The sequence below is a fragment of the Faecalibacillus intestinalis genome (assembly GCF_003024685.1).
GTDB classification, from domain to species: domain Bacteria; phylum Bacillota_I; class Bacilli_A; order Erysipelotrichales; family Coprobacillaceae; genus Faecalibacillus; species Faecalibacillus intestinalis.
The window spans coordinates 19,524-46,102 of record NZ_PYLQ01000001.1; the positions used below are offsets into that span (position 1 = coordinate 19,524).

At 29.1% G+C, this 26,579-nt stretch carries 31 protein-coding genes and 2 riboswitches; of the genes, 29 read left to right on the forward strand and 2 right to left on the reverse strand.

From position 1 onward, the window contains the following. Positions 1 to 62 precede the first annotated feature (62 nt). Positions 63 to 815, reverse strand: coding sequence for an Rpn family recombination-promoting nuclease/putative transposase (locus tag C7U54_RS00075; protein WP_107028870.1), 753 nt, complete (start codon positions 813 to 815; stop codon positions 63 to 65). A gap of 125 nt (positions 816 to 940) precedes the next feature. Continuing rightward, positions 941 to 1,540: a YigZ family protein gene (locus C7U54_RS00080; RefSeq protein WP_107028871.1), complete on the reverse strand. Its 600-nt coding sequence runs from the start codon at positions 1,538 to 1,540 to the stop codon at positions 941 to 943. 86 nt (positions 1,541 to 1,626) lie between these two features. Between C7U54_RS00080 and C7U54_RS00085 the strand changes: the two genes are divergently transcribed. The 29 genes from C7U54_RS00085 (at position 1,627) to C7U54_RS00225 (ending at position 26,538) form a co-directional block, all read left to right on the forward strand. After that, positions 1,627 to 2,493, forward strand: a complete 867-nt coding sequence (locus C7U54_RS00085) for a DegV family protein (RefSeq protein ID WP_107028872.1) — start codon at positions 1,627 to 1,629, stop codon at positions 2,491 to 2,493. A gap of 13 nt (positions 2,494 to 2,506) precedes the next feature. Next, a complete protein-coding gene (locus tag C7U54_RS00090) occupies positions 2,507 to 2,977 on the forward strand; it encodes a MarR family winged helix-turn-helix transcriptional regulator (protein WP_022002967.1) in 471 nt (156 codons plus the stop codon). Positions 2,978 to 3,080: 103 nt separating this feature from the next. Further along, positions 3,081 to 3,272 (forward strand): YabP/YqfC family sporulation protein, encoded by a 192-nt coding sequence (locus tag C7U54_RS00095; RefSeq protein ID WP_022002966.1) that lies wholly within the window; start codon positions 3,081 to 3,083, stop codon positions 3,270 to 3,272. After that, positions 3,269 to 4,177 (forward strand): sporulation protein YqfD, encoded by a 909-nt coding sequence (locus C7U54_RS00100; RefSeq protein ID WP_022002965.1) that lies wholly within the window; start codon positions 3,269 to 3,271, stop codon positions 4,175 to 4,177. The genes C7U54_RS00095 and C7U54_RS00100 overlap by 4 nt, the downstream gene beginning before the upstream one ends. Next, entirely contained in the window at positions 4,174 to 5,127 is a 954-nt protein-coding gene (locus C7U54_RS00105) for a PhoH family protein (RefSeq protein WP_107028873.1), read from the forward strand. Before C7U54_RS00100 ends, C7U54_RS00105 begins: the two co-directional genes overlap by 4 nt. Then, entirely contained in the window at positions 5,120 to 5,794 is a 675-nt protein-coding gene (locus C7U54_RS00110; RefSeq protein ID WP_022002963.1) for a response regulator transcription factor, read from the forward strand. Before C7U54_RS00105 ends, C7U54_RS00110 begins: the two co-directional genes overlap by 8 nt. Further along, positions 5,787 to 7,040, forward strand: coding sequence for a sensor histidine kinase (locus tag C7U54_RS00115; protein ID WP_022002962.1), 1,254 nt, complete (start codon positions 5,787 to 5,789; stop codon positions 7,038 to 7,040). Before C7U54_RS00110 ends, C7U54_RS00115 begins: the two co-directional genes overlap by 8 nt. Before the next feature lie 45 nt (positions 7,041 to 7,085). Next, positions 7,086 to 8,294: a S1C family serine protease gene (locus C7U54_RS00120; RefSeq protein ID WP_241522549.1), complete on the forward strand. Its 1,209-nt coding sequence runs from the start codon at positions 7,086 to 7,088 to the stop codon at positions 8,292 to 8,294. A 61-nt stretch (positions 8,295 to 8,355) separates the two neighbouring features. Continuing rightward, positions 8,356 to 9,123: a glutamate racemase gene (murI, locus tag C7U54_RS00125; protein ID WP_107028875.1), complete on the forward strand. Its 768-nt coding sequence runs from the start codon at positions 8,356 to 8,358 to the stop codon at positions 9,121 to 9,123. 1 nt (position 9,124) lies between these two features. Next, positions 9,125 to 9,895 carry a Cof-type HAD-IIB family hydrolase gene (locus C7U54_RS00130; protein ID WP_107028876.1) on the forward strand — a complete coding sequence of 257 codons (771 nt, stop codon included), beginning with the start codon at positions 9,125 to 9,127 and terminating at the stop codon, positions 9,893 to 9,895. Positions 9,896 to 10,016: 121 nt separating this feature from the next. Continuing rightward, positions 10,017 to 10,631 (forward strand): hypothetical protein, encoded by a 615-nt coding sequence (locus C7U54_RS00135; protein WP_107028877.1) that lies wholly within the window; start codon positions 10,017 to 10,019, stop codon positions 10,629 to 10,631. Beyond that, positions 10,632 to 11,222: a thioredoxin domain-containing protein gene (locus C7U54_RS00140; protein ID WP_107028878.1), complete on the forward strand. Its 591-nt coding sequence runs from the start codon at positions 10,632 to 10,634 to the stop codon at positions 11,220 to 11,222. It begins immediately after the preceding gene. 95 nt (positions 11,223 to 11,317) lie between these two features. Beyond that, positions 11,318 to 11,869 carry a hypothetical protein gene (locus C7U54_RS00145; RefSeq protein WP_107028879.1) on the forward strand — a complete coding sequence of 184 codons (552 nt, stop codon included), beginning with the start codon at positions 11,318 to 11,320 and terminating at the stop codon, positions 11,867 to 11,869. A gap of 411 nt (positions 11,870 to 12,280) precedes the next feature. Next, a complete protein-coding gene (locus C7U54_RS00150) occupies positions 12,281 to 13,207 on the forward strand; it encodes a hypothetical protein (protein ID WP_146137608.1) in 927 nt (308 codons plus the stop codon). A gap of 205 nt (positions 13,208 to 13,412) precedes the next feature. Further along, positions 13,413 to 14,183, forward strand: a complete 771-nt coding sequence (locus tag C7U54_RS00155) for a hypothetical protein (protein WP_107028881.1) — start codon at positions 13,413 to 13,415, stop codon at positions 14,181 to 14,183. A 278-nt stretch (positions 14,184 to 14,461) separates the two neighbouring features. After that, positions 14,462 to 14,578: riboswitch (FMN riboswitch) on the forward strand. 79 nt (positions 14,579 to 14,657) lie between these two features. Next, positions 14,658 to 15,299 carry an ECF transporter S component gene (locus C7U54_RS00160; RefSeq protein WP_107028882.1) on the forward strand — a complete coding sequence of 214 codons (642 nt, stop codon included), beginning with the start codon at positions 14,658 to 14,660 and terminating at the stop codon, positions 15,297 to 15,299. Positions 15,300 to 15,311: 12 nt separating this feature from the next. Then, positions 15,312 to 15,767 (forward strand): pyridoxamine 5'-phosphate oxidase family protein, encoded by a 456-nt coding sequence (locus tag C7U54_RS00165; protein ID WP_022002957.1) that lies wholly within the window; start codon positions 15,312 to 15,314, stop codon positions 15,765 to 15,767. 54 nt (positions 15,768 to 15,821) lie between these two features. Then, a riboswitch (FMN riboswitch) is annotated at positions 15,822 to 15,936 on the forward strand. 71 nt (positions 15,937 to 16,007) lie between these two features. After that, the gene (locus tag C7U54_RS00170; protein WP_022002956.1) at positions 16,008 to 16,667 is read left to right on the forward strand and encodes an ECF transporter S component; all 660 of its coding nucleotides are present in this window, start codon (positions 16,008 to 16,010) and stop codon (positions 16,665 to 16,667) included. Between the two features lie 58 nt (positions 16,668 to 16,725). Beyond that, the gene (locus tag C7U54_RS00175) at positions 16,726 to 17,466 is read left to right on the forward strand and encodes a hypothetical protein (protein WP_107028883.1); all 741 of its coding nucleotides are present in this window, start codon (positions 16,726 to 16,728) and stop codon (positions 17,464 to 17,466) included. Between the two features lie 39 nt (positions 17,467 to 17,505). Beyond that, the gene (cmk, locus tag C7U54_RS00180) at positions 17,506 to 18,174 is read left to right on the forward strand and encodes a (d)CMP kinase (RefSeq protein WP_107028884.1); all 669 of its coding nucleotides are present in this window, start codon (positions 17,506 to 17,508) and stop codon (positions 18,172 to 18,174) included. Position 18,175: 1 nt separating this feature from the next. Further along, positions 18,176 to 19,480 carry a ribosome biogenesis GTPase Der gene (der, locus tag C7U54_RS00185; RefSeq protein ID WP_022002953.1) on the forward strand — a complete coding sequence of 435 codons (1,305 nt, stop codon included), beginning with the start codon at positions 18,176 to 18,178 and terminating at the stop codon, positions 19,478 to 19,480. 53 nt (positions 19,481 to 19,533) lie between these two features. Further along, positions 19,534 to 19,776 carry a stage VI sporulation protein F gene (locus tag C7U54_RS00190; RefSeq protein WP_022002952.1) on the forward strand — a complete coding sequence of 81 codons (243 nt, stop codon included), beginning with the start codon at positions 19,534 to 19,536 and terminating at the stop codon, positions 19,774 to 19,776. A 146-nt stretch (positions 19,777 to 19,922) separates the two neighbouring features. After that, the gene (locus tag C7U54_RS00195; protein WP_022002951.1) at positions 19,923 to 20,423 is read left to right on the forward strand and encodes a YceD family protein; all 501 of its coding nucleotides are present in this window, start codon (positions 19,923 to 19,925) and stop codon (positions 20,421 to 20,423) included. Positions 20,424 to 20,435: 12 nt separating this feature from the next. Further along, positions 20,436 to 20,603 (forward strand): 50S ribosomal protein L32, encoded by a 168-nt coding sequence (gene rpmF / locus C7U54_RS00200; RefSeq protein WP_022002950.1) that lies wholly within the window; start codon positions 20,436 to 20,438, stop codon positions 20,601 to 20,603. A gap of 175 nt (positions 20,604 to 20,778) precedes the next feature. Beyond that, a complete protein-coding gene (mraZ, locus tag C7U54_RS00205) occupies positions 20,779 to 21,204 on the forward strand; it encodes a division/cell wall cluster transcriptional repressor MraZ (protein WP_318025947.1) in 426 nt (141 codons plus the stop codon). Positions 21,205 to 21,215: 11 nt separating this feature from the next. Next, positions 21,216 to 22,151, forward strand: coding sequence for a 16S rRNA (cytosine(1402)-N(4))-methyltransferase RsmH (gene rsmH, locus C7U54_RS00210; protein WP_107028886.1), 936 nt, complete (start codon positions 21,216 to 21,218; stop codon positions 22,149 to 22,151). After that, complete coding sequence (locus tag C7U54_RS00215) at positions 22,148 to 22,435, forward strand: hypothetical protein (protein ID WP_022002947.1); 288 nt, start codon at positions 22,148 to 22,150, stop codon at positions 22,433 to 22,435. The genes rsmH and C7U54_RS00215 overlap by 4 nt, the downstream gene beginning before the upstream one ends. Further along, positions 22,435 to 24,585 carry a peptidoglycan D,D-transpeptidase FtsI family protein gene (locus C7U54_RS00220; protein WP_107028887.1) on the forward strand — a complete coding sequence of 717 codons (2,151 nt, stop codon included), beginning with the start codon at positions 22,435 to 22,437 and terminating at the stop codon, positions 24,583 to 24,585. The genes C7U54_RS00215 and C7U54_RS00220 overlap by 1 nt, the downstream gene beginning before the upstream one ends. 48 nt (positions 24,586 to 24,633) lie before the next feature. Further along, positions 24,634 to 26,538, forward strand: coding sequence for a penicillin-binding transpeptidase domain-containing protein (locus C7U54_RS00225; RefSeq protein WP_107028888.1), 1,905 nt, complete (start codon positions 24,634 to 24,636; stop codon positions 26,536 to 26,538). The last annotated feature ends 41 nt before the right edge of the window (positions 26,539 to 26,579 follow it).

Sequence of the window (26,579 nt, forward strand, 5' to 3'; positions counted from 1 at the left end):
TTTTTATAAAAAAAGCAAGCCAAATAAAATGCCTTGCTTTTTCTTGTTTATATATTAACTTATTAATTAATGATTTTTAAAACGTCATCTTCGTTTGTGATATCAAAAATTGAAAGTGTTAATGTATTGAGTTTTTCTATTGAGCTATTTTGTATCGCTTGTTCGAGTTGATTTGATACATTTCCTAATTTTACTTTCAATAATGATAATACAGTTTTCTTTTCTCGTTTTTCACCTTCTTTTCTTCCTTCATTTCTAAATCCTTCTGCCATTCTTTCCATTCCTTCACACATATCGATTTCATCTCCTTCTGGTAAATCTCTAATTAAATCTAAACTTCCTGTAATGATGGCTGCATAAATAAAGTTATCTCTATTCATCTTTATTCTTCGGTGTAATCCTTCAAAGTTTCCTTTATACATCTCTTGGATAGCTTCTATAAAATATCTTGTTTGTTCATCTTTGATCTTACTGGTATCTATTTCTTTGACATCAACAAATATAAATTTCCATTCATTTATATACGCTTTTAATTCTTCTGGTATATCAAAGTAATCATTTAATTCTAAAGGGGTATTCCATTTCTTATCTCCTGTATAGAACACAAAACTTCCTACTGGATGGACTTCTTTTTTACTTTCAACTTGATTGATATAAGTTGTCGCATCATAGTTGAGTATGCGAAAGATCATATTTTTATCAAAAGTGCTTTGGTGTTCAATTCCGATAATCACATAATCTCCATGGATACCTGCTTTTCTTACGACATCCCGATATCTTTTGATCTCTGTTGGATCATCTACATTTCCTATCAAGGTCGACAGATCATTTTAGCTTTCCTTTTTCCTTCTTTCAATGGACGGATAGTCCAATGAATAATTGTTTCTTATACAATAAAGGCCTGTCAACAAATTATTTTGTCAACAGGCTAAATACATATTTATTTTACAGGAACATATTCTTTTTTTATAAATTCTTTACTGTAACGATTACTTGTTAAATCTTGAATTGTATCAAAGAAAGATAAATCATCAATATAAAGACGATAAGTGACTTGTTCATCGTATTCTTTATTTATACAATCAATGTCATTTACTTTTAATAGATGCTCAAATTTTTTAGTAAAACTATAATCAAGAGAAACATCATAGACATCGATTAAATGTTTTTCAACAATATTAGCTTCTTTTAAAGCATCAGCCACAGCTTGACTATAGGCGCGTGTTAAACCTCCAGCCCCTAATTTAATGCCTCCAAAATATCTTGTAACAATTGCAATGATATTACTGAGTTCTTGTTTTTTTAAAACATTGAGCATTGGAAGACCTGCAGTACCTGATGGTTCTCCATCATCATTGGCTCTTTCTTTTGTACCTACAAGATAGGCAACACAATTATGTGTAGCATCTTTATATTTTTCTTTATAATAATCAATAATTTCATTGATTTTTTCTTCATCATTTAAAGGAATGAGCGTACAAATAAACTCTGATTTTTTAATGACTAATGTGTGTTCAGTTATTTTTTCAATAGATTTCATTTTTTCACCTTCCGACTTTTATGATAACATAAAACTTTAAAAATAATCCATAATTTGTTATATTATATGAGGAAGAGGTGGAGAGTATGGAAAAAATTGCTATATTAGCGGATAGTGGATGTCAAATTCCTGTAGGTTCAAGAGAAAATGAAGGAATATTTATTGCACCACTAACAATCACTATGGAAGGTAAAAGTTATTTAGATGATATTGAAATTCATAGTATAGATGTTTTTGAACGTATGGAAAAAGACGATATTATGGTGATGACTTCTCAACCATCAACAGGTTCACTGCAAGAAGCAGTTCAAAAAATCAAAGATCAAGGATATAGTCATGTTATTGGTTTACCTATCGCTACAGGACTTTCTTCAACCATGAATGGAATGAAGCTTGCGTGTGATATGTTAGAAATGCCAGTAACATTAGTGGATACAAAAGGAACAGCAAGTAATCAAAAATATCTTGTAGAAGTAGCAGCAAAACTTGCTCATGAGGGAAAATCACCAGAAGAAATAAAAGATATTCTAGAAAAACTTGTAGAAGATTCAGCAACGATTATTATGGTTCCTAATTTAGAGCATTTAAAAAAGGGAGGACGTATTACTCCTGCTGTTGCAGCGCTAGCTGGACTTTTAAAAATTGTGCCAATTATGAAATTAAACTATAGTTTAGGTGGTAAAATTGATAGTTTTGGTAAAGTAAGAACAGCTAAAAAAGCAAATTTAAAAATTATTGATCACATGGTCAATGAATGTAAGGTTAACAATAAGAATTATGTTTTTGCAATCGAACATGTTTTAAGTGAAGATCTAGCATTAGAAATGAAACAAAAATTGATTGAACAAATTGGAGAATGTGAAATACTTGTAAGAGAATTACCAGCTGTGGTTGGAGCTCATATGGGTATTGGTGGTATTGGTTATCAATATATTAGAAAATACGAAGAGTAATAAGGAGAAAAAGATGATACAAAGAGTAGATACGATAGAAACAGTTGTTGATGTTTTTAATATTGCGATGGATATACAGGAATTATATTTAAAACAAGGGCCTTTTAAACAACTTTCGATGTCTGAAATGCATGTTTTAGAAGCTGTTGATAAAGAATCAAGTCCCTCAATGTCAGCTGTTGCAAATCATTTGAATGTAACACTTGGAACTCTTACGACAGCTGTTAAAAAAATTGTAGAAAAAGGTTTTCTTATTAAAGAAAAATCTACTCAAGATCAACGTATTTATTACTTAAGATTAACAAATCAAGGAAAAGAAGCTTTGAAAGTTCATGAACAATTTCATCATGAATTAGACTCTATTTATAGAAATCGTATTCCTGATGAAAGAGTAGAATGGGTTTTTTCAACATTAAGTGATATTTATAAAGATCTCGTTGTTTATCGAAATGAATTATTAAGAAGAAAAGATCAAAATAAGTAAAGTCAACATTACAAGTTGACTTTTTTGATGTTATAAAAAGATTGGATCATAAAATTCTATACATAATGAAAAGGAAATATCATAGCTTATAATAGGTGATAGAATGCTTTGTATACAAAAAAATAGAATTTTAATTAAACATTATCAGTTGATTATTACATTAGAATCAACGATTTTTGAATGTAAAATGAATCAACAAATTATTTCAATAAAAGGAAAAAATATTGAAATACGTTACTATAGTCAAGATGAAATTATGTTAATGGGTGAGTTTACATCAATTATATTTTCATGAATTTAGGCTATGATTATATTGTTATTGAAACAAATGATATTGTTTCATTTTTAAAAGAAACCAAAAAACATCAGCTCACACTTTTCCATTTACATCAACTTGATGCATTACGTTATTCATTTTACGTTCCTATTTATCAAAGATATATCACATCTTCTATGCATTTACCCATTCAAAAAAGTATAGGCCTACTTCATTATTTATTTCTTATCTTTAAATTTCCACAAATCATTTTTACACTCGCTTTTATAAGCACACTTTTTATTTTACCACATTATATTTATGACTATAAAATAACAGGCTCTCTTTCTATCGTGAACAATCAACTTCAAAAAGACCTCAATAAACAAATACAAATGATGCATCCTAAATTGACTTATCCTCAAATCAATAAACTTTATGATCATTTAAAAAGAAAATATCAAAGCGAAATTGATTATTTAAATGTTTATCAAAAGGGAAGTGTTTTACATGTTGAATATACACCCGCTAGTCATAATCAAAAGACGGTCTTAAAATATCAAGATTATATCGCTAAAAAAGATGGGATTATTCGTCAATTGGATGTCAAACAAGGAAATGTTTTAGTTAAAGTGAATCAGTATGTAAAAAAAGGAGATGTTTTGATTTCACATCAAATTGAAGATACGAAACAACAAATAAAAATGATTCCCACTTTAGGAAGTGTAGAAGCTTATACTTATCAATATATAGAGGCTTCATCATCAAATGTTAAAGATAAAGATATATTTGCGTATTTGCTTTTTAAAATAAGAAGTCAATTACCAAAGGATGTAAAAATTGACAGGGAAAAAGTACTATCATATGATATAATAGAGAAGAAATATGTATTAAAGATGCAATATGTTTTTATAGAGAATATTGCAATTAGGGAGGATTCATGAAAGAAATTGTTAAGTTAGAAGCTTATAACATTGAACAACTTGTTAATTTATCTGGAGTAAAAGATGAAAATTTAGAAGTTTTAGAAGATCTTTTTCAAGTTGAAATTTCTTTAAGAGGAGATGAAATGTCAATTGTTGGAAGTCAACAACAAATTGAAAAAACTAAAAAAGTCATTTATTCTTTGTTAAAACTGATTGTTTCAGGGGTTTCTATTTCAAGAAGAGATGTTATCTATGCTCAAAAACTTGTAGAAAAAGATAAGTTGGATCAATTATCTGAACTTTATCATATAAAAATAGCTAGAACATATAATGGAAAACTTATTTATCCTAAAACATTAGGACAAAAGAGTTATTATTATGCTTTAAAAAATAACGATGTGGTTTTTGGGATAGGACCTGCGGGAACAGGAAAAACTTATTTAGCTGTTGTTTTTGCAGTAGCAGCTTTAAAAAATAATGAAGTAAAAAAAATAATTTTAACAAGACCAGCTGTTGAGGCAGGAGAAAATTTGGGATTTTTACCAGGAGATTTAAAAGAAAAAGTAGATCCTTATTTACGCCCTTTATATGATGCTTTATACGATATGTTAGGTGTTGAACAAACTGAAAAGCTTATGGAAAAAGGCGTTATTGAAATTGCACCTCTTGCTTATATGAGAGGTCGTACTTTAGAAGATGCTTATGTTATTTTAGATGAAGCGCAAAATACAACAGATAATCAAATGAAAATGTTTTTAACACGTTTAGGATTCAGATCAAAAATGATTGTAACAGGAGATATTTCACAAATCGATTTACCAAGAAATACAACTTCTGGACTTATTCGTGCATTAGATATTTTAGAAGGGGTTAAAGGGATTTCATTTATTCATTTATCAGCGATGGATGTCGTAAGACACCCTGTTGTTCAAAGAATAATAGAAAGATACGATGGGAATAATGAATAATATATTATTAATTGAAGATGATATGTCCATCAATAAGATACTTGCCTATGAACTTAGAAAAAAAGGTTATTTAGTAGATAGTTTATATGATGGAAAAGAGGCTGTTTCGAAGATTTTAGAAAATGATTATGATCTTGTTTTGATTGATTGGATGCTTCCATATAAAGATGGTGTCTCTATTATTAAAGAAGTAAGACAAAATGATTATGTTAAACCACTTATTTTATTAACGGCACGCAGTGAACAAGAAGATATTATTAAAGGATTAGAAGCAGGAGCAGATGATTATTTAACAAAACCATTTCAATCAGCAGTTTTAATAGCGCGAATTGAAGCACATTTAAGAAGACATCATAAACATTTTTTAGATGAAATTAAATTTGAAGATGTTATGATGAATACTAAAAATCGAGAAGTGACAATTGATGATCATGTTATTGTTCTAACAAAAGTAGAATATGATTTATTAAAAATGTTTATGGAACATCCTAAAGAAGCTGTTTCTCGAGAAACTTTATTACAGTCTATATGGGGATTTCAATATGATGGAGATACACGTATTGTTGATGTTCATGTTTTTAAATTAAAAGGAAAGTTAAAAGAAAGTCGAGTTTCTTTTAAATCTGTAAGGGGAGTTGGATATAAGTTGGTGAAAAAAGATGACTAAAAGTTATTTGAAAGTTGTATTGATGGGAGTTGTTACTTTATTACTTTGTTATTTTAATAAGGCTTACAGTCTTTATATTATGCTTCTTTTTATCTTTGTATGTGCAATCAATGCTTATCAATTAGAAAGTCATTATCAACGAATGGGACGTTTTTTTCAAAGAGAAAAGGATAATGAAATAAAGGAAGTAGAAATTGAAAATAAATATCATGAAAAGATATTAAGTCAATTGATTCGATCAATGAATTTACCGATGTTATTTATTGATAAAGAAGGGAAAATAGCTTTTACCAATCAAAGTTTTAGAAAAGGCTTTGAAATACCACATTTAAAAGGAAGATATTATAAAGATATATTTGTAGGTGAGATGCTTGATTTAGTAGATCAATGCTATGTTTTTGAAAGACCATTATCGTCGGTTGTAAAAATACAGTCGAGATATTATCAAGTAGAATCTTCACCTGTTTTTTCTGATAAAGAACATCTTATTTTTGATGGAACGATTGTTTTATTTACAGACGTTTCTAAAATGAAAGAAATTGAAGATATGCAAAAACAATTTTTATCAGATGTTTCTCATGAACTTAAAACACCGATGTCAGCTATTATTGGAAGTGTAGAAATATTAAAAAGGGATGGTTTAGATTCACCAGAAATATTTCAAGAGTTTATGGATATCTTGTTGAAAGAAAGTTATCGTATGCAAAATATCATTAATGATATTTTAGAATTATCACGATTAGATCAAACAAGAGTTAAATTGGATTTTAAAGAATTAGATGTCAAAGCTGTTGTCAAAGAAAGTATTGATTTATTTGAGCCAATGGCTAAAGAAAAACATATTTCTCTTATTTATCATAATAAAATAGAAAAACCTGTTATTTTAGATTATTCAACGGTTAAAACAATTTTAAGTAATTTTATTTCTAATGCAATTAAATACTCTAATGATGGTGTTATTACAATTAAAACTAAAAAAGAAAATAATATGTTTGTTTTAAGTGTACAAGATGAAGGAATGGGTATACCTAAAAATAAGCTGAATTATATTTATGATCGTTTTTATCAAGTAGATAAATCAAGAAGTTCAAAGATATCAACGGGACTTGGTTTAAGTATTGTTAAAAAAATCGTCGAATTGAATCAAGGAACGATCGATGTTGAAAGTACTTTAGGGCTAGGTTCGACTTTTACTGTCAAGTTGCCTATAAATCCCAAAGTTTCCCACAATGAGGATATAATTTAGACATATTTATTATTTATGATAATAGCATCAAAAGGAGGAAATATTATGAACGAAGATAATAAAAATAATTTTATATTAGTTGATGAAGATAAACCTAAAGAAAAGAAATGGAAAAAAATAGTAAAAATTTTATTAGTAGTTGCTATTGTCTGTTCCTTTGCAATGAATGGCTATGTTTTTTATAATATGATGTCATCATCGAGTGATAGTACAACGACCGTTACAAATAAAGGAACTGTAAAACAAGTCAATTATGATGTTAAAACAGATACAACAAGTGTTGTAGAAAAAGCGAGTGATAGTGTTGTAGGAGTTGTTGTTTATAAAAATACAACAAATAATGCTTTTGGATTTGGTGATAATTCAAGTTCTTCGAGTGAAACACAATCTGGAAGTGGTAGTGGGGTCGTTTATGATAAAACTGGTAAATATACCTATATTATTACGAACCACCATGTTATTGATGGTGCAAACAAAGTACAAGTTGTCTTTTCAAATAATGAATATGTAGATGCAGAAGTTGTAGGTAGTGATGAATATAGTGATGTCGCTATTTTAAGATGTCAACCAAGCTTTGATGTAAGTGTTATTGATTTAGGAGATTCTAATTTATTAGATAAAGGAGAAACAGTTTTAGCGATTGGTTCACCATTAGGAATTCAATATTCAGGAACTGTTACTCAAGGTATTGTTTCAGCAACAGATCGTACAGTTTCTGTTGATTTAAATGATGATAAAGTTGATGATTGGGATATGAATGTTATCCAAACAGATGCAGCTATCAATCCAGGTAATAGTGGTGGAGCGCTTGTTAATATGAAAGGTGAACTTGTAGGTATTACGAACATGAAGTTCTCTGATGAAAGCGTTGAAGGTATGGGATTTGCGATTCCTATTAATGATGTTATTACAGTTGCAGAACAAATTCGTACAAATGGTAAAGTATCTCATCCAGTTATCGGTATTTCAGGTGTTTCTTTAAATGATTATTCTTCATATGAACTTCAAAGATATGGTGTTAAAGTATCTGTTGATGAAGGTATCTATGTTGTTAAACTAACAAGTGATGGTGCTGCAAGTAAAGCTGGAATCCAACAAGGTGATGTTATTGTTAAATTAGATGGTAAAGATATTACTACTTATAAATCGTTCTTAACAGCACTTTACTCGCATAAAGCAGGAGATAAAGTAAAAGTTGTTGTTAATCGTAGTGGCACAGAAAAAACAATTGAAGTTACGCTTCAAGAAAAATAGATATTGCTTAACGCAATATCTTTTTTTATAATTAATGTAGAATGATTGAAAGAGGAATTATATGAAAATAGGTATTTTTGATTCGGGAATAGGTGGCTTATCAGTATTATATGAAGCAATGCAACTTTTACCTCATGAACAATTTATATATTATGCTGATGAAAAACATGTTCCTTATGGGGAAAAAACAAGAGAAGAGATCATTGGCTATGTAGATGAAATTATTCAATTTATGATTGATCATAATTGTAAGGCCATTGTCATTGCTTGTAATACAGCAACCAGTGCAGCAGTTGCTTTAATGAGGAAAAAATATGATATTCCTATCATTGGAATGGAACCTGCAGTAAAAAAAGCAGTTGATTTATATGGGAATCAAAAGGTATTGGTGTGTGCGACACCAATTACAGTTAAAGGTAAAAAGATGTTGGACTTGGTAGAAAGAGTTGATAAAGATCATTTAGTTGATTTGGTTGCTTTACCAAAACTTGTCCGCTTTGCTGAAAAACAAGAGTTTAATAGTGATGAAGTGCTTGCTTATTTAAAAGAGGCACTTTCGAAATTTGATTTTAAAGAGTATGGTTCTCTTGTTTTAGGATGTACACATTTTAATTATTTTAAAGATAGTTTTCATCAATTATTACCGCATGTCCATTTATTAGATGGTAATAGAGGAACAATTAATTACTTAATGAAAAATATTGAATTAGAAAATTTGGAAAGTTCTGTTGAATATTATTATTCTGCTAAAAGAGTAAGCGGTGAAGAATTAAAACGTATTGAACGCTATTTAGAACGTTTAAAAAATATGAAAGATATAGGTATATAATATGGTAAAAGCAATTTTTTTTGATATCGATGGAACACTTGTTAGTTTTAAAAATCATCAGATTCCTAAATCTACATTTGATGCTTTATATAAGTTAAAAGAAAAGGGAATCAAGCTTTTTATAGCAACAGGAAGAGGAAAAGATGGATTAGATGTTTTAAATGATTTTCCTTTTGATGGTTATATTACGTTAAATGGACAATATTGTTATACAAATAATCAAATTATTTATTCAAATACAATCAAAAAAGAAGATCTACAAGCTTTATTAGATTATTTAAAAGATCATCAAGTTCCTTGTGGCTTTACAGAAGAAAATACAAAATACTTCAACTATCGTGATGAGCGTGTTGATGCAATTCACGCTATTACTCATAATGATGATCATCCTGCCGGAGATTGTAGTCATGTCATTGATAAATCGATTTATCAAATTATGTGTTTTGTTGATGAAAATGAAGAAAAAGAAATCTTAAGTCATATGCCTCATTGTATTTCAGCAAGATGGCATCCAACTTTTTGTGATATTTCACCAATAGGTGGAACAAAACAATTAGGAATTGATAAATTTTTAGAATATTATGGTCTTGATTTAAAAGATACGATGGCTTTTGGTGATGGGGGAAATGACATGCAAATGTTAAAGCATGTAAATACTGCTATAGCAATGGGAAATGCGGGAGATGAGTTAAAAAGCATTGCTGATTTTGTGACAAAAGATGTGGATGATGAAGGTATTGCCTATGCATTAAAATATTATGGTTTGATCTAGGAAGACTTGGCTAACAAGTCTTTTTTTATAAATGGATATTTTTTCATTATTTTTTTGAAAAAATAAAATTCAGTGATAAAGTAATAGTATAGATAGTAAAAAATAAATAGAGGTGATTTATATGCAAGTGTATTCAATTTTTTTAGATAAAGATGTTTATTTTTTTAATGGACCATGTTACTTGAATGGGATTCCATTTAAAAATTTGGCAGAATTTGTTAATGCATATTTAACATGTAATAAAGAAATAAATAACATCTATATAGCTGGGGCGTGTTATAGTTCATCAAAGGACACAGCAGAGAAAATAGTAAGCGCATGCTTTGGTACAGTAAGAAAATATAATATTGGGACTATAAGCGAATATACAAAAGGCGGAAGAAGTGCAGTTGATGATGCAATAAAAAAATATCAAACATCTATAAATTTGAATCCAAAGGATAAAAAAGACCATAGAAAGATGGTATATTTTTTAGTTGATGAAGAAGTTGTTGCAATTTTAATTGGTTCAAGTAATTTTTCTAAAAATACATACTTAACGAAATATTCATCAGAAGCAGATTTAATGTTGTTAAAATATGAAAAAGGGAATAGCAATGAAAAACTTGTTAAATCGTTAGAAAATGATATTCAAGCAAATCCAAATGGTTTGTTAGTATCAAAATCTCTTAGAACGGTTGATGCTTCTTTTTTACAAAAAATTTTTGAAGAAAATATGGGACAATTGAAGAAATAAATGAAAAAAAGTGAAAGATATATAAAAAAGATTAAATTATTTGTATTAGTAATCTTATGTTGTTTTATTATATTTAGTATGTTTCAAAAAAAGAATGATTATGTCAATATAAATATATTAAATAACATAAACATGAAAGTTCCAAATAGAGCTAATATGAATGAGTATAAAAGATTAAATGATAAAAAACCTGCTTTTTCAAAAATGAAATTATTAGATTTTATCAATATGACAAAGAATAACAAAGTAAAAAATGGAGTGTATTATATAGGAAATCCCACATGCTATAGTTGTCAAAATGTTGTTCCAATTCTTAATTATGTATTAAAAGAAAAGAAACTATATGCATATTACATAAATGTACATGATTCAAAATATAATGGCAAAGACAATTTAAATGATGAACTTAAATATTATTTAAGGAATTTTTTAGAAGATAAAACAGTAATGTATATACCTGTAGTTTTTATTATTGATAATAACAAAGTTGTAAAATATTGTGATAATATAGATCAAAGATTATTACAAGGAAAAATTACACAACAAACTTTAAATTCATATAGGAACATAGTAAGTATAAAAAATGATTAGAATAAAGCAAATATTTGATAAATGTAGAATTATAAATAAATATGTTTTATAATAGTTATACGTTTAAATATTAATAAAAAATGGGAGAGAAAATTATGCAATTAAAAAAAATAATTCCAGTATGTCTTGTATTAGTAATGCTATGTGGATGTTCAAGTAGTTCTACAAGTTCTAAAAATGATAAAAAAGTAGATGATAATACAACTTCAACTTCTGAAACAGTAGATACTAAAGATTTAATTACTGTTAAGGGAACTATGAATGTTCCAGAAGATTTCAAAAGTTCTAATTTAGAAGGTACAACAATTGAGTATACTGTTGATAAAGAAGGATATGTTTATACACTTAATTTCCATAAAGTGAGTGGCGAAACACCTATTGATGGAGATAAAACAGCAGATGCTAATGATGGAAAAGTATACTACATAAGTGAATCTGAAATTCCTAATTGGAAAACAAAAAGAGAAAAAGAAGAAAAAATTTCTAAAAAAGGATATTCGGTTACTTTAACAATGGGAGACGAATTAACAAAAGAACAAGCTATGGCTGCAAACGGTGAAGAAACCGCATATTCTGCCATTTATGATTATTCTTTAGACTCATTTAAAGCAACCAACAAAACAATTAAGGATTGCGCTGATACATAAGATGTAAAAACTAAAAACAATAAAATTACAGAAAAATCTTTAAAGAAAATGTTAGAATATTATTATATGGTATACACAAACGAATAAGAAAAGATCTCTAAAGAGGTCTTTTCATTTGCAATCTTTTTTATAAAAATCTCTTATAACATAAAAAACAAACATTTTTAATAAAATTATAACTTTTTATTAATTTTTTTGTTTTTTCAAAACTCTATGATACAGTAATAGTGTAGAGGAGGAAATTTATGCTCCTCTTTTGTCTTTTTTAGAAAAAATTGATATATTAATGTATAGGAAGAACAGAAATGTGTGGCTAAATAACAAGGATGGTGTAAAAAAATAATCTTCGCTCATTGAGTAGCCACTTATTAAAATGTTATGGAAAAGAAATTATTAACTATGATGTGCGTTATGTTTTTATTAGCAACTGCAAATGGATGCTCATCAAACTTAGATAAATCAGATTCAAATTCTAAAAATCCAATTTCATCTATCTTTTCAAAAAAAGAAGATAAATACTCTGTAGAATCAATTGAAAAAAAGAATTTCAAAGAAGCTAAAAATATTCCAAAAGATGACGATTTTAATATTAATGCTGATAAATTAACAGGAGAATTTTGCCAAGATATTGCAGAAACCTATTATAATAAATACAATTGGTTGAATAATATTCCTAATGAACATTCATTAGATAGTACGCCTTCTGGAATCCAAATCATTAATGATTATTATAAAAATAAAGACCAGACAGGTGGGATGTATGATGATTTACCAGCTTGTGCAAAAGTTTCGTTTATTAAAATTAAAGAAACCCTATCTTATAAAGAAGCTAAAGATGAATATGATTATTTAAAAAAGAATATAAAAAAATATTTTGGAAATGTTTTAATAGACCATTCAGCCGAAAAAAATTGGCATCCTCAATATGATAATGGAACGGAAGTATTTGGAATAAGGTTGAGTAAAGCTAATTCAACTCATTATAAAATAGAAGACGGTGACTACCAATTAGAGTTATCATTTAGTTTGTATGCACTAACCCAAACTAATAAAAATTTAAATACTAAAAATATAAAAAACGGTTTCATCTGGTTAGGTCTAGATAAATTTTATAATTCAGAATACAAATGTATCGATGCTTACAAAATGAATTTCAACATTCCTTTTTCTGAAGCAATTGAAAAATCTGAACACTTAGACCTTGATAATGAAGACGAGGCTAAAGAATATGATGCTATGATCCAACGAATTGATACATTACCTATTATTTCTATTTCAAAAATGCTAAAGCAAAAAGAAGATACATATTTTGCGACTGGGAAATGCGTGTTGTTATAACCTGAAAATTAGTTAACAAAGTGAAAATAGTTGAATTAGAAATAAGACCTAACCTATTTATTCAACAAATGTAGAATAATAAATATATGTTTAAATATTAACAAAAACAGTTATGATACGGAAATAATTTTTTGATCCATTACATAACAAATAAAATTTTAAAAATTCAAATAATATATTAGAAGAAAAAAGGAGAAAAAGGATAATGAATTATGCATATAAAGATACAGGAAGAACAAAAATAATTTATGCTGATAGTTCTGATATTATAAAATATAAAGGTGTACGTTGTTATTGTAAAAATCCAAGCTGCAATGCAAAAATGTTTATACATAATCCTGAACACCCGAATTTTGCGTATTTTCAAGCATCGGGGAAACCATCTCATAATGGAAGTTGCGGGTCTATTTATAATCATTTTGATAATAGCAAATATGATGAAAAATTATTTAGTTTTCCAGAAGTGTTAATGAATTTAGAATCAAAACCGTCAGGTACAAAGCCAACTGGAAAATCTTCGCCAAAAAAAGGGAAAAGCACGAGTGGTGGAGAAAAAGCATTAAAAACTATTAAAGAAATATATAAAATGGCTACAAATACTCCACCAAATGACAGCTATAATGGAGTAAAAATAAAAAATATATTGGCAGATGTAAGAAGTTATTCAGATTATAAAGATGGTATTGATGGGTATCATCTAGTTGAATGTAATTTCTACTGCTTTGATAAAAAAGAAAAGACAATAATAATGAATTTTCCATTTTTACCTAATAATAAGTACTATTTGCGTTTATGTTTTAAAGATGAGGATTTATTTAAAAAAGAGTATAGTAGGTTTTATGATACGGGACATACAGGAATAATTGTTATATCTGGTTTATGGGAGAAAAAAGATGAAGAGTATAGAACAAAAACGATTAAGGCAGAATGTACAATCAAATCTGAAAAACAGATAGCAATTATAAAAAAGAAATAAGAAAAGAATAATAAAGAGTAACTAAATAATTCAGGGAACAATCATGATGATATGGTTGTTCTCATTTATTTTTGATTTGAAGACTACTAGTTTTGATTTTAAAATTAGATAGAATAGGTTTGTTTTTTTTTATTGGACTCAATTTTTTATAATTTCTTTTAAAGTCTTCAGTAGTTTTGTTATATTTCGCTAGATGGCATCACCTATGCATTAAAACATTATGCTTTGATAGACCTTTAAAAATAAGAAAAATTATTATATAATAAAGAAGCAATAAAATAATACTTCAGGGCAGAGTGAAATTCTCTACTGGCGGTAAACTCCGCGAGCTAAAGATGGCCGAACTGGTGAAATTCCAGTAGCAACAGTTATAGTCTGGATGAAAGAAGTGTTTTTTGTAATACTTTTTATATACAAAAACGTACCTAGAAGATTATTTTAGGTGCGTTTTCTTTGTTAAAGGAGGTATATAAAATGAGTACAAAGAAAATAACAACAGTAGGGATGCTTTGTGCCATGGCAATGATTGTTAATGTATTTATTTCATTTCCAATTGTTCCAGCGGTATCTTTTTTAAGGTATGATCCCAAGGATATTTTAATTGTTATTGGCGGATTTATTTATGGACCAATGACATCATTATTAATGAGTTTTATTTGTTCGATTTTTGAAATCATGTTAAAGGGAGGCAATATTTTAGATGTCTTGATGAACATGGTTTCAACGTGTTCTTTTGCTTGTATGGCTGCTTTTGTATATAAAAAAGTACATAATCAAAAAGGAGCTATTTTAGGACTTGTTCTAGGTGTTATGTGTACAACAATATCTATGCTTATTTGGAATTATATCATTACACCTATTTATTATGGAATGCCAAGAAGTGCTATTGTACCAATGTTGCTTCCAGGAATATTACCTTTTAATTTAATTAAAGCAACGATGAATGCTGCCATTGTCTTTTTCTTATATAAACCAGTGGTTCAAATATTAAGAAGAAGTCATTTAGTGGAGAAAGCTGATCGACAAGGAAGTGTTTATAAAGGTTATGTCTTTGTCGTAGGTGTTGTTTTAGTGACAATGATTTTGTTTGTTTTAGGATATCAAGGAATTATATAGGGAGGAAATAAGATGGAATTTTTAGAAGCTAAAGAAATCATGAAACAAAAAATGGGAGATTGGAAAATTATGGCACTTGCCAGTTGCGAGGATAATTATCCGATGGTGAGAAATGTCAGTTGTCTTTTTTATAATGATAAAATCTATTTTAAGACAGATAAGAACTTTAGAAAGACACAGCAGTTGTTTAAAAATAATCGTGTTGCAATGTGTTTTAATGGAACACAAGTTGAAGGGATTGCTGTTAATAAAGGATTGGTCGTTGATGAACCAGGAAGAGTTTTTGAAAAGAAATATAAAGAGTATTTATGGCAAAGTTATAATGCTTATTCTCACGTTGATAGTGAAATTTTAATAGAAGTGACTCCTGAGTTTGTGGAAATTTGGGATGAAGATGAAGATCGAAAGGCTTTTCAATTGTTTATTGATTTTAAAAAGAAAACAGTTGAATATAAACCTTACGATTAAAGAAATCATATGATTTGATTTCTTTTTTTTGAAGTGCTAATATATATACGAAAAGAAAGTCTTCAGGGCAGGGTGAAATTCCCGACCGGTGGTGATAGTCCACGAGCAGATGCAGAAAAGGTGCAATTCCTTTACCGATAGTGAGAGTCTAGATGGAAGAAAGACATTTTTTTAATATAATGTTTTTAGTCATGGAGATTAGTATTTTCATGATATTTTTTATTTTAAAGGAGAATTATTATGGAAAGTACTAAGACACAAAAAATGGTTTTAGCAGCAATGCTGGCTGCACTTGGGATGATTTTAAATCTCATTGAGATTCCTTATCCCTTTGCTCCTTGGTTAAATCTTGATTTATCAGAAATTGTTGTTCTTGTAGCGATTTCTACTTTAGGATTTATACCAGCGTTGTTTGTCTGTATTTGTAAATTTGTTGTTTCTATTTTGTTTAAAGGACCTGTAGGACCAATGGCTATTGGGCAAATTGCAGCATTGATTGCATCGTTATCAATTTGTGTAACATATTCATTGCTTGCTCGAAAAATTGATCCAGAAAAGAATTTAAAGAATTATTTTTTAGATATGGTTTTAACGATGCTTGTTTTTGCTTTTATTATGTTTGTCATCAATTATTTCTTTGTGACACCTACTTATTTAATGCAAAAACCGACATGGTATACAAATCTACCTTTTGCAGTTGATATTCAAGCATTTAATCAACAATATGGTTCAAATATTTCAATTCCGAAATTTTTATCTTTTTTATCACCTTATGGACAAGCTATTTTTATTATTTATTTTCCTTTTAATTTTATTAAAGGAATTATTACAGGAATTGTTTATTATCTTGTAAGACCGGTTGAAAAAAGATTTAAAAGTAAATATATTAAAGAAGCTTAGGCTTCTTTTATTTTTTTATAGTGATTATTATGTTATAATGGCGAGGGATGGTGGGAAAATGACGTATTCAAGAGTAAAAAAATACCAAGAATTAAGAGATGGACTTAAGGAAGAAGTTGGCATTTCTAAAGAAAAGTATGTAGAACCAGTTCAAAATGATGATGACGATGATGATTTTTTGTCATTTATGAAAAAGGATAAAGAAGAAAAAGAAGTAAATTTAGAAGATACTTTAACAGAAACTAAAACATTTGAACAAATGAGAGAAGAAGGCTCAGCTGAACTTGATAAAGCTCTTAAAAGTGCGAAAGAAAGTGTTGGTAAACAAGATCAATATAATACAAGAATGGATATTTTAAGTAAAATTAGAGAACCTGAAAAAAATACAATTAAGATAGATTCAGTTGAAAGCTATTCTACACAAGAATTTGCTAAAGGAATGTTTGTAAATAATGAAGTTGAAGAAGAGTCAAAAGAAAAAATGACTTTTATGGAAAAATTAGCTGCGATGTCACCAGAAGAAGATGTGAAAAAAGCAGAAGAATTTTTACAACAAGAATCTGAAGAAGTAGAAGAAAAACAAGCTGAAGAAATCACAGAGACGAAAGAAATCGTTGAAACGATAGAAGAAAATCCAGTAGAAGATATTGAAGAAAATGATACTTTTATTGAAGATGAAGAGATTATTGAAAATAAAGGTGAAAGTAAAGCTGTTAAGGTCATGAATGTCATTATTGTTATTTTAGTCATTATTTTCATTGCTTTACTTGGAGTTATCTTATATCAAAGTTTTTTTTAACTAAGGAAGACCTTAGTTTTTTAGGAGGGTGTTTATTTTATGAAGAAAAAAATTTCAATTGCAATAGATGGGCCTAGTGCTGCAGGAAAAAGTACAATTGCAAAAATGGTTGCTAAAAAGGAAAATTTCATTTATATTGATACGGGTGCAATGTATCGATCTGTTGCATTTTATTGTATAAAAAATCACATTGACTTAAATGATGAACAAGCTGTTGAACAAGCAATTTCAAATATTCAAATACGTCTTACAGCTGATAATAAAGTTTATTTAAATGATGAAGATGTTAGCCTTCAAATTAGAACAGATGAAGTTTCACTTGGAGCTAGCTGTGTTTCTAAATATCAAGCGGTAAGAACATTTTTAGTTGATGAGCAAAGAAAAGTGGCTGAAACTGGGAATGTTATTTTAGATGGAAGAGATATTGGAACAGTTGTTTTACCACATGCAGATTTAAAAATTTATCAAATAGCAAGTGTAGAAACACGTGCGAAGAGACGTTATTTAGAAAATAAAGAAAGAGGCTTAGAGGCTGATTTAGAAACAATCAAAAAAGAAATTGAACAAAGAGATTATCAAGATATGCATCGTGCTATTTCGCCACTTAAAAAAGCGGATGATGCAATTGAACTTGATACGTCGAATATGACGTTAGAAGAAGTTGTTGATCAAGTGTTAACTTTAATTAATAAAACAAGGGAGGAATAATATGGCAGGTGTAGTTGCAATTGTTGGTCGTGCTAATGTTGGAAAATCAACAATCTTTAACCGTATGGTTGGAGAAAGAATTTCAATTGTTGAAGATGTTGCAGGTGTAACAAGAGACCGTATCTATGCTAAAGCTTCATGGCTTACAAAAGAGTTTAGTGTAATTGATACAGGAGGTATTGAATTAGAAAATGCTTCTTTTACAACACAAATTAAAATGCAAGCAGAAATTGCAATTGAAGAAGCAGATGTTATTGTATTTGTTGTTAATGGTCGAGAAGGTATTACTAAAGAAGATGAGTATGTAGCGCGTCTTTTACAAAAATCAAGAAAACCAATTATTTTAGTTGTTAATAAAATTGATGATAATCAATTTAGAGATTATATATATGAATTTTATGCATTAGGTGTTGGTGATCCTATTCCTGTTTCTGGTTCACATGGGATTGGAATTGGAGATTTATTAGATCAAATTATTAATCAATTAGATTTACAAGATGAAGAAACTAATGAAGATGAAATCAGTTTTTCAATTATTGGAAGACCAAATGTTGGCAAATCATCTCTTACAAATGCTATTTTAGGGGAAGAACGTGTTATTGTTTCTAATATTGAAGGAACAACACGTGATGCCATTGATACACCTTTTGTGAAAGATGGACAAAAATATCGTGTTGTAGATACAGCGGGAATGAGAAAAAAAGGTAAAGTTTATGAAAATATTGAAAAATATTCAATTTTAAGAGCTTTGACATCAATTGAAAAAAGTGATGTTATTCTTGTTGTCATTGATGGTGAAACAGGAATTAGAGAACAAGATAAGCATGTTGCTGGATATGCCCATGAAGCAGGTAAAGGCGTTGTCATTGTTTATAATAAATGGGACCTAGTTGATAAAGATGAAAAAACAATGCAAAAGAAACAAAAAGAAATCTATGAACAATTTAAATATTTAGATTATGCACGTATTGTTTTTACTTCAGCTAAAACAGGTCAAAGAGTGGATCAAATTTTCCCATTAATTCAAGAATCTTATGAAAATTCAAGAAAACGAGTGCAAACGAGCGTTTTAAATGATGTTTTAGTGGATGCACAATTAATGAATCCAACAACGACATTTAATGGTGGAAGATTAAAAATCTTCTATGCTAATCAAGTAGCGGTTTGCCCACCGACATTTGTTTTATTTTCAAATGATCCACAATATTTACACTTTAGTTATAAACGTTACTTAGAAAATAGATTAAGAGAAGCATTTGGGTTTGAAGGAACACCAATTCATATCATTTGTAGAAAAAGAGACTAAGTCTCTTTTTTTAACATTTATTTATTTTTTTCATAGTATATAGTGGTGATATTATGAAAGATAAAGATTTACTCGTAGATCGTGTATCTAAAAAAACAAATGTGAAAAAAGAAGATATTTTTAAATTAGCAAATGATTTACAAAGAAAAGATTTAAATAATGAAAAAGATATGAGAGATTTTATTCAAACGGTTGCAAAAGTAACAAATCAATCTTTAGATCAAAGAAAGATTGATAAATTGATTAAAATTATGCAAAATAAAGATGTTTTAAATGATGTTGAAAAAATGATTTAAAATAGTGTTGATTTAGTTAAAGTTTTTGTTATAATGGAGAAGAACTTCATTAAAAAGTGAAAAATGTTGTTTTAGGCCATTTTTAGATTGACTTATGATGTGAGTTTCTATATAATAGATTTTGCGGTTATGGAAAGGTGATTAATATGAAGTATAGTTTGCAGTGGATTATTAAACACAAAGGAACATTTGATTTTGAAGAAGAAATAACTTTTCCATGTGAAATGTTTGAAAAGTATGCCCATATTAACGGCCTTAAAGACGTCATCGTCTCAGGTACCGGGAATCTTGATACAAGAGATAAACGATTATATGTTGATTTAAATATTAAGGGAACAATGATTCTTCCGTGTGCGTTAACGTTGGAAGATGTTGATTATCCATTTGATATCGATTCGACGGAAGTATTTTCATTTGAAAAGCCTGATCCGCTTGAAGACGTTCATGAAGCAAAGAAAGATGTTGTTGATTTTACGCCTGTCGTATTTTCAAATATCATGTTAGAAGTGCCTATGAGGGTCGTAAAAGATGATGCTAACATCAAGGAATCAGGTAAGGGTTGGAAGATACTCGATGGTCAAGAGGATAATGATGAAGAATACATTGATCCAAGGTTAGCAAAATTGAAAGATTATTTTAAACAATAGGAGGATATAAAGATGGCAGTACCATTTAGAAGAGTTTCTAGTACAAGAAGAAATAAAAGAAGAACACATGATAAATTATCTGCACCAACTTTAGTTGTATGTCCAGAATGTGGAGAATACAAAATGTCTCATAGAGTTTGTAAACATTGTGGAACTTACAAAGGTGTAAAAGTAAAATAAGAAGATCACCCCAAAGGGTGATTTTTTTTTACCTTTTTTAGTTCACAAGAAATGTGAACTTCCATATTTTATTCACATCTATTTATTGAACAAGTGATTTAAAAAGTATATAATGGTGGTATAAAGTGGTAAAAATGAATATAAAAGTGGTAAAAAGTGGGTGATAGTGATGTTCATGGGTGAATTTAAGCATTCGATTGATGCAAAAGGACGTTTGACGATTCCATCTAAAATTAGGAATCAATGTCAAGGTTCTGTTTATGTTGCCCGTGGATTTGATGGATGCCTTGCTTTTTATACAAAAGAAGAATGGGATCCGTTTTGTGCGAAACTCCTTTCTTTACCTTCTAATAAAAAAGAAGTTCGAAAAGCAATTCGTTTTACCATTTCAAGTGCATGTGAGTGCGAATTTGATAAATTAGGAAGAATTAACATTCCTACAAATTTACGCACTTTAGCACGCTTAGAAAAAGAATGTGTCATTATTGGGGCAGGAAACCATGGTGAAATATGGTCACAAGAAAAATGGAATCAATACTATAATGACAATCAGGATAGTTATGACGATATTTTAGAATCTTTAGATGATTTTAGTTTATAGGAGGATTTTGAATGTTCAACCATGTTACAGTTTTATTAAATGAAGCAGTTGAAGGATTGAATGTCAAACCAGATGGTATCTATGTAGACTGTACACTTGGAGGAGCTGGTCATTCAAGTTTGATTTTAAAACAGTTAACAACCGGCCATTTATATTGTTTTGATCAAGATATTCATGCGATTGAAGCTGCAAGAGAAAGGTTGGAGAAAATTGGTAATCAATTTACAATTATCCAATCCAATTTTAAGAATTTAAAAAGTGAACTCCATCTTCGTGGTGTAGAACATGTAGATGGAATTTTATTTGATTTGGGTGTTTCATCACCTCAATTTGATGATGGGGATCGAGGTTTTAGTTATAACTATGATGCTCGATTAGATATGAGAATGAACCAAGAGGCATCTTTGGATGCACATTATATTGTTAATCATTATAGTTATGAACAACTTGTAGAAATTTTATATAAATATGCGGATGAAAAATTTGCAAAACAGATTGCTCGAAAAATTGAAAAGGAAAGAGAAATACATCCTATTGATACAACTTTTCAACTTGTAGATATTATTAAAGAAGCAATTCCTGCTTATGCTAGAAGAAAAGGTGGACATCCAGCAAAACGTACTTTTCAAGCACTTCGAATTGCGGTTAATGATGAATTAAATGTTTTTGATATTGCTTTAAAAGATGCATTGGATCTTTTAAATTTAAATGGAAGAATCTCGGTTATTACTTTCCATAGTTTAGAAGATAAAATATGTAAATATACATTTAATGAAGTTTCAAAATTAAAAGATGTTCCTAAAGGATTACCAGTTATTCCTTTAGAAATGCAACCTAAATTTAAATTGGTTAATAGAAAACCGATTATAGCATCGGATGATGAATTAACTCATAATCATCGTGCACATTCAGCTAAATTAAGAGTTATAGAGAGGGTTATTTTATGAAAAAGAGAAAGACAGGATTTGAATCTTTTGCACAAGTGTTTTTAATTGTAACAATTGTTGTTTTTGTTTTTGGAATTATTATGGTTAAATCAGTTGAATCTTCATATAATAGAACCATTCAAAAATTACAAAATGAAATAGACACACTTGAATCAGATATAGATAGTTTACAAATGCAAAAACAAGAATTAGTTTCATTCAATCGTGTTGCTGAAGTTGCAACTTCTAAAGGATATACTTATCAAAATGATGCAACAGCATCAACAACAGGAGCTCAGCAATAATGAAGAAATACAAAAGTGCAAAGGTAACGGGTATTATTTTTGCAGTTCTTATTTTTTCATTGGTAGTTAATATTTTATACTTGGGGGCAACGGGAAAACACTTGATCAGTGGAGAGAACATTGCCTCTTTTGCGAAAAATAGAAGTAAGAAAGAAGTTGTTGAATATGCTCAAAGAGGGCAAATTTATACATGTGACCATGAAAAAGTAGCTATTAATGTTAAAAAGTATAAAATTATTTTGGTGCTTTCATCTCAAAGAACAGGCTATGGTAAAAAGCTTGCTTATGTTAAAGATGTTAATAAAACAGCTAGTCAACTAGGTCCTATTTTAGGAATAGATGTCAATGAATTAACATCTAAATTACAAACAGCAAAGGATGAAGGACGTTATCAAATTGAACTTGGGACAAAAGGAAATAATTTATCAGCGTCAGTAAAAAAACAAATAGAAGATTGTAATCTTACGGGAATAGAGTTTGTAGAGTCTAATTCGAGATATTATCCATTGGGTGATTTTTGTAGCTATGTTGTAGGGTATGCAAAAAGTTATAATGATCAAAGTGTTAAGAAAATGGTTGGAGAAATGGGACTTGAACTTTCTTATGATAAACAATTAAAAGGTAAAAATGGCTACAAGGTTTATCAAACAGATGCTAATGGATATGCTTTAGTAGATGGAACTTTAAGAGAGAAAGATCCAACCAATGGAAATGATCTTTATTTAACGATTGATAGTGGTCTTCAAAGAAATTTAGATTATTTGATGTCTAATGCTTATAGTGAAAGTGGTGCTGAAGTTGTGACTGCTGGAGTGATGGAAATTAAAACAGGAAAGATTCTAGCAATGTCAACCTATCCATCTTTTAATCCTAATGAAAGAAATATATCAACATTCAACAATTATTTTTTAGAAGGAACAATTGAATGTGGATCTGTTTTTAAACCATTTATTTATGCTGATTCTATTGAAGAAGGTAAATATGATCATAATGCTTATTATAATTCAGGAAGTTATAATGTTTATTATGGAAATAAATTAGTTGCTACAATTAAAGATCATAATGGTGGTCAAGGTTGGGGTACAATTACTTATGATCAAGGATTGTATCATTCAAGTAACGTAGCTATTTGTAATTTATTGGATCAAGGTTATGTTACAAAAGATGTTTTAACAGAGAAATTAAATGATTTAGGCTTTTTCCAAGGTGATACAGTGGATGGACTTACATGTTCATCATCAATCAATGCTTATACAAGAAAAAATGCTGGAAGACTTGAATATTTAACGACAGGATTTGGTCAAGGTTCTACGGTCACTCCTTATCAACTTTTAAAAGCATATAGTGTTTTTGGAAATGATGGGAAAACGGTTCAACCACATATTGTAGATAAAGTTGTCAATCCTAAAACAAATAAAGTTGTCTATCAAGCAACACCGAAATATTCAAAACAAATCTTTTCAACAAATACAATCAGTCAAGTAAAAGATTTAATGTTAGGTGTTATTGAAGATGAACAAGGGACAGGGAAGACTTATCGTTTAGATAATGATGTTCGTATGATTGGTAAAACAGGGACAGGACAAGTTGTTGAAAATGGTGGTTATAGTACAACTTTATATATGCATTCATTTGTAGGGATTGCTCCTTATGATGATCCTCAAGTCGTGATGTTTTTAACTTTTAAATCAGGAGATTCATATGCTCAATATATGCCAAATATTGTTAAACAAACAATGAATGAAGCACTTCAAGTAGTAAATCGCTATAATGCTAAAAATACGACAGCAGTTGATCAAAGCTATACTTTAGATTCCTATACAAATCAATCTGTTAATTATGTAAAATCTAAATTAGAATCAAAATCATTAAGTGTTCAAATTATCGGTAATGGAAGTTCTGTTATTGAACAATATCCACTTGCTAAAAGCAAAGTGACAAGTGGTGATAAAGTATTTATCAAAACAGAAGGAAAAGATATAACACTTCCTAATTTAATAGGATGGTCTAAAAAAGAAGTACAAACTTACGCTTCACTTGCTGGTATTCAATTAACGATTGATGGCACAAGTGGACATGTAACTGCTCAAAGTGTTGGCGAGAATACAGTTGTTCATAGCGGTGATAGTTTAACTGTAGTAATATCTTAAAAGAGGAATGATTCCTCTTTTTTTTCATAGTTTATAATGGTGAGATTTATGTTGTTTCAACAATCTGTTAATAAGATCAAAATCATTAAAATATGTATTTATCTCATTGTTTTAGCGCTTATTTTTAAAGTGGGGTATATTCAAATCATTGATCGTAAAAAAATTTATGATAAAGCATTAGAGTCTTGGCAAAGGTCTTTTCCTGTACAAGCTAATAGAGGGAAAATATATGATCGAAGTGGAAATGTACTGGCAACAGATCTTACAACGGCTTCTTTGGTTGTTGTACCGAGTCAAATAAAGGATCAAGCAACAACAGCTTTAGAATTAAGTAAAATTTTAAATGTAGATGTCAATGTTTTGAAAGAAAAATTAAATAAAAAGGTGTCGATTCAAAGAATTTCTCCAGAAGGAAGACAACTTGATAATCAAGTTGCAAGTAAAATACAAAGATTGCATTTATCAGGTGTTTATTTGATTAAAGATACAAAAAGATATTATCCGGGAAATAATTATTTAAGTCATTGTTTAGGCTTTGTTGGAATTGATAATCAAGGATTATTAGGATTGGAGTTAGAATATGATTCGTTTTTAAAAGGAAAAAACGGTTCGATTGATTATTATATGGATGCTAAAAGTCATAATTTAAAAATGTATCCAAGTCATTATACGTATAGTCAAAGTGGAATGAATATCACTTTGACCATAGATAAAAGAATTCAAGATGTCCTTGAAAGAGAATTATCAAATGCTTATGATACGTATCATCCAGATGGTATTTGGGCACTAGCGATGAATCCTAAAAATGGAGAGATTTTAGGAATCGCCAGTTATCCTAACTTTAATCCTAATGATTATCAAAATGAGGATAAAGATATTTATAATCAAAATATTCCTATTTGGAAAACTTATGAACCAGGATCAACCTTTAAAATCATAACTTTTTCAAGTGCTTTAAATGAAAATTTATTTGATATGGATAAAGATACTTATTATGATAAAGGATATGAATATGTTTCAGGTGCAAGAATCAAATCATGGAAAAAAGGAGGGCATGGACTACAGACTTTTAGAGAAGTTTTACAAAATTCATCCAATCCAGGATTTGTAGAAATTGGTAGGAGATTAGGAAAAAAGAGATTGTATCAATATGTTCAAAATTTTGGCTTAACTGAAAAAACGGGAATTGATTTACCTGGAGAATCATGTGGGATTATGTTTGATTATAAAAACTTTCATGAACTTGAACAAGCGACCGTTGCTTTTGGACAAGGCATATCTGTAACGCCCTTACAATTGGTAACTGCTATTTGTGCTTGTGTCAATGGTGGCTATTTGTTACAACCGCATATTTTAAAAGAAATCAGTAACAGTTCAAATAATGAAATTGTTGAACAAGTTAAAAAGAAAGTAAAAAGACAGGTTATTAAAGAAGAAACATCTAAAAAAGTAAGAGATGCGCTAGAAAGTGTCGTGACTGATGGTGGAGGTAGAAATGCTTATATAAACGGTTATCGTATTGGTGGTAAAACAGGAACGGCGCAAAAGGCGGTTAATGGAAGCTATGTTGGAAGTGGTTATATTCTCTCTTTTGTTGGCGTTGTTCCTATTGATGATCCACAAATTGTTTTGTATGTGGCAATGGATAATCCAAAAAACTGTATTCAATATGGTGGAACAACAGTTGCTCCTATCGCTAGAAAGATGTTTGTTGATATTTTACCTGCTTTAAATGTCAAAAAAGTAAAATCTCAAAGACAAAAATCATATTCTATAATGGATAAAAGAACAATCAAAGTAGAAAATTATATAGGTAAAAAAAGAAGTGAAGTTCAAAATATTTCTTTACGTATTACTTTTGTTGGTAAAGGAAATAAGGTCATTGATCAATTACCAAGAAAAGGTGAGTATGTTGAAGAAGGAGATACGATTGTTATTATGTTAGGGGAATAATATGTTTTGAGATTTGTAGATTCATATGATGATATGGGATA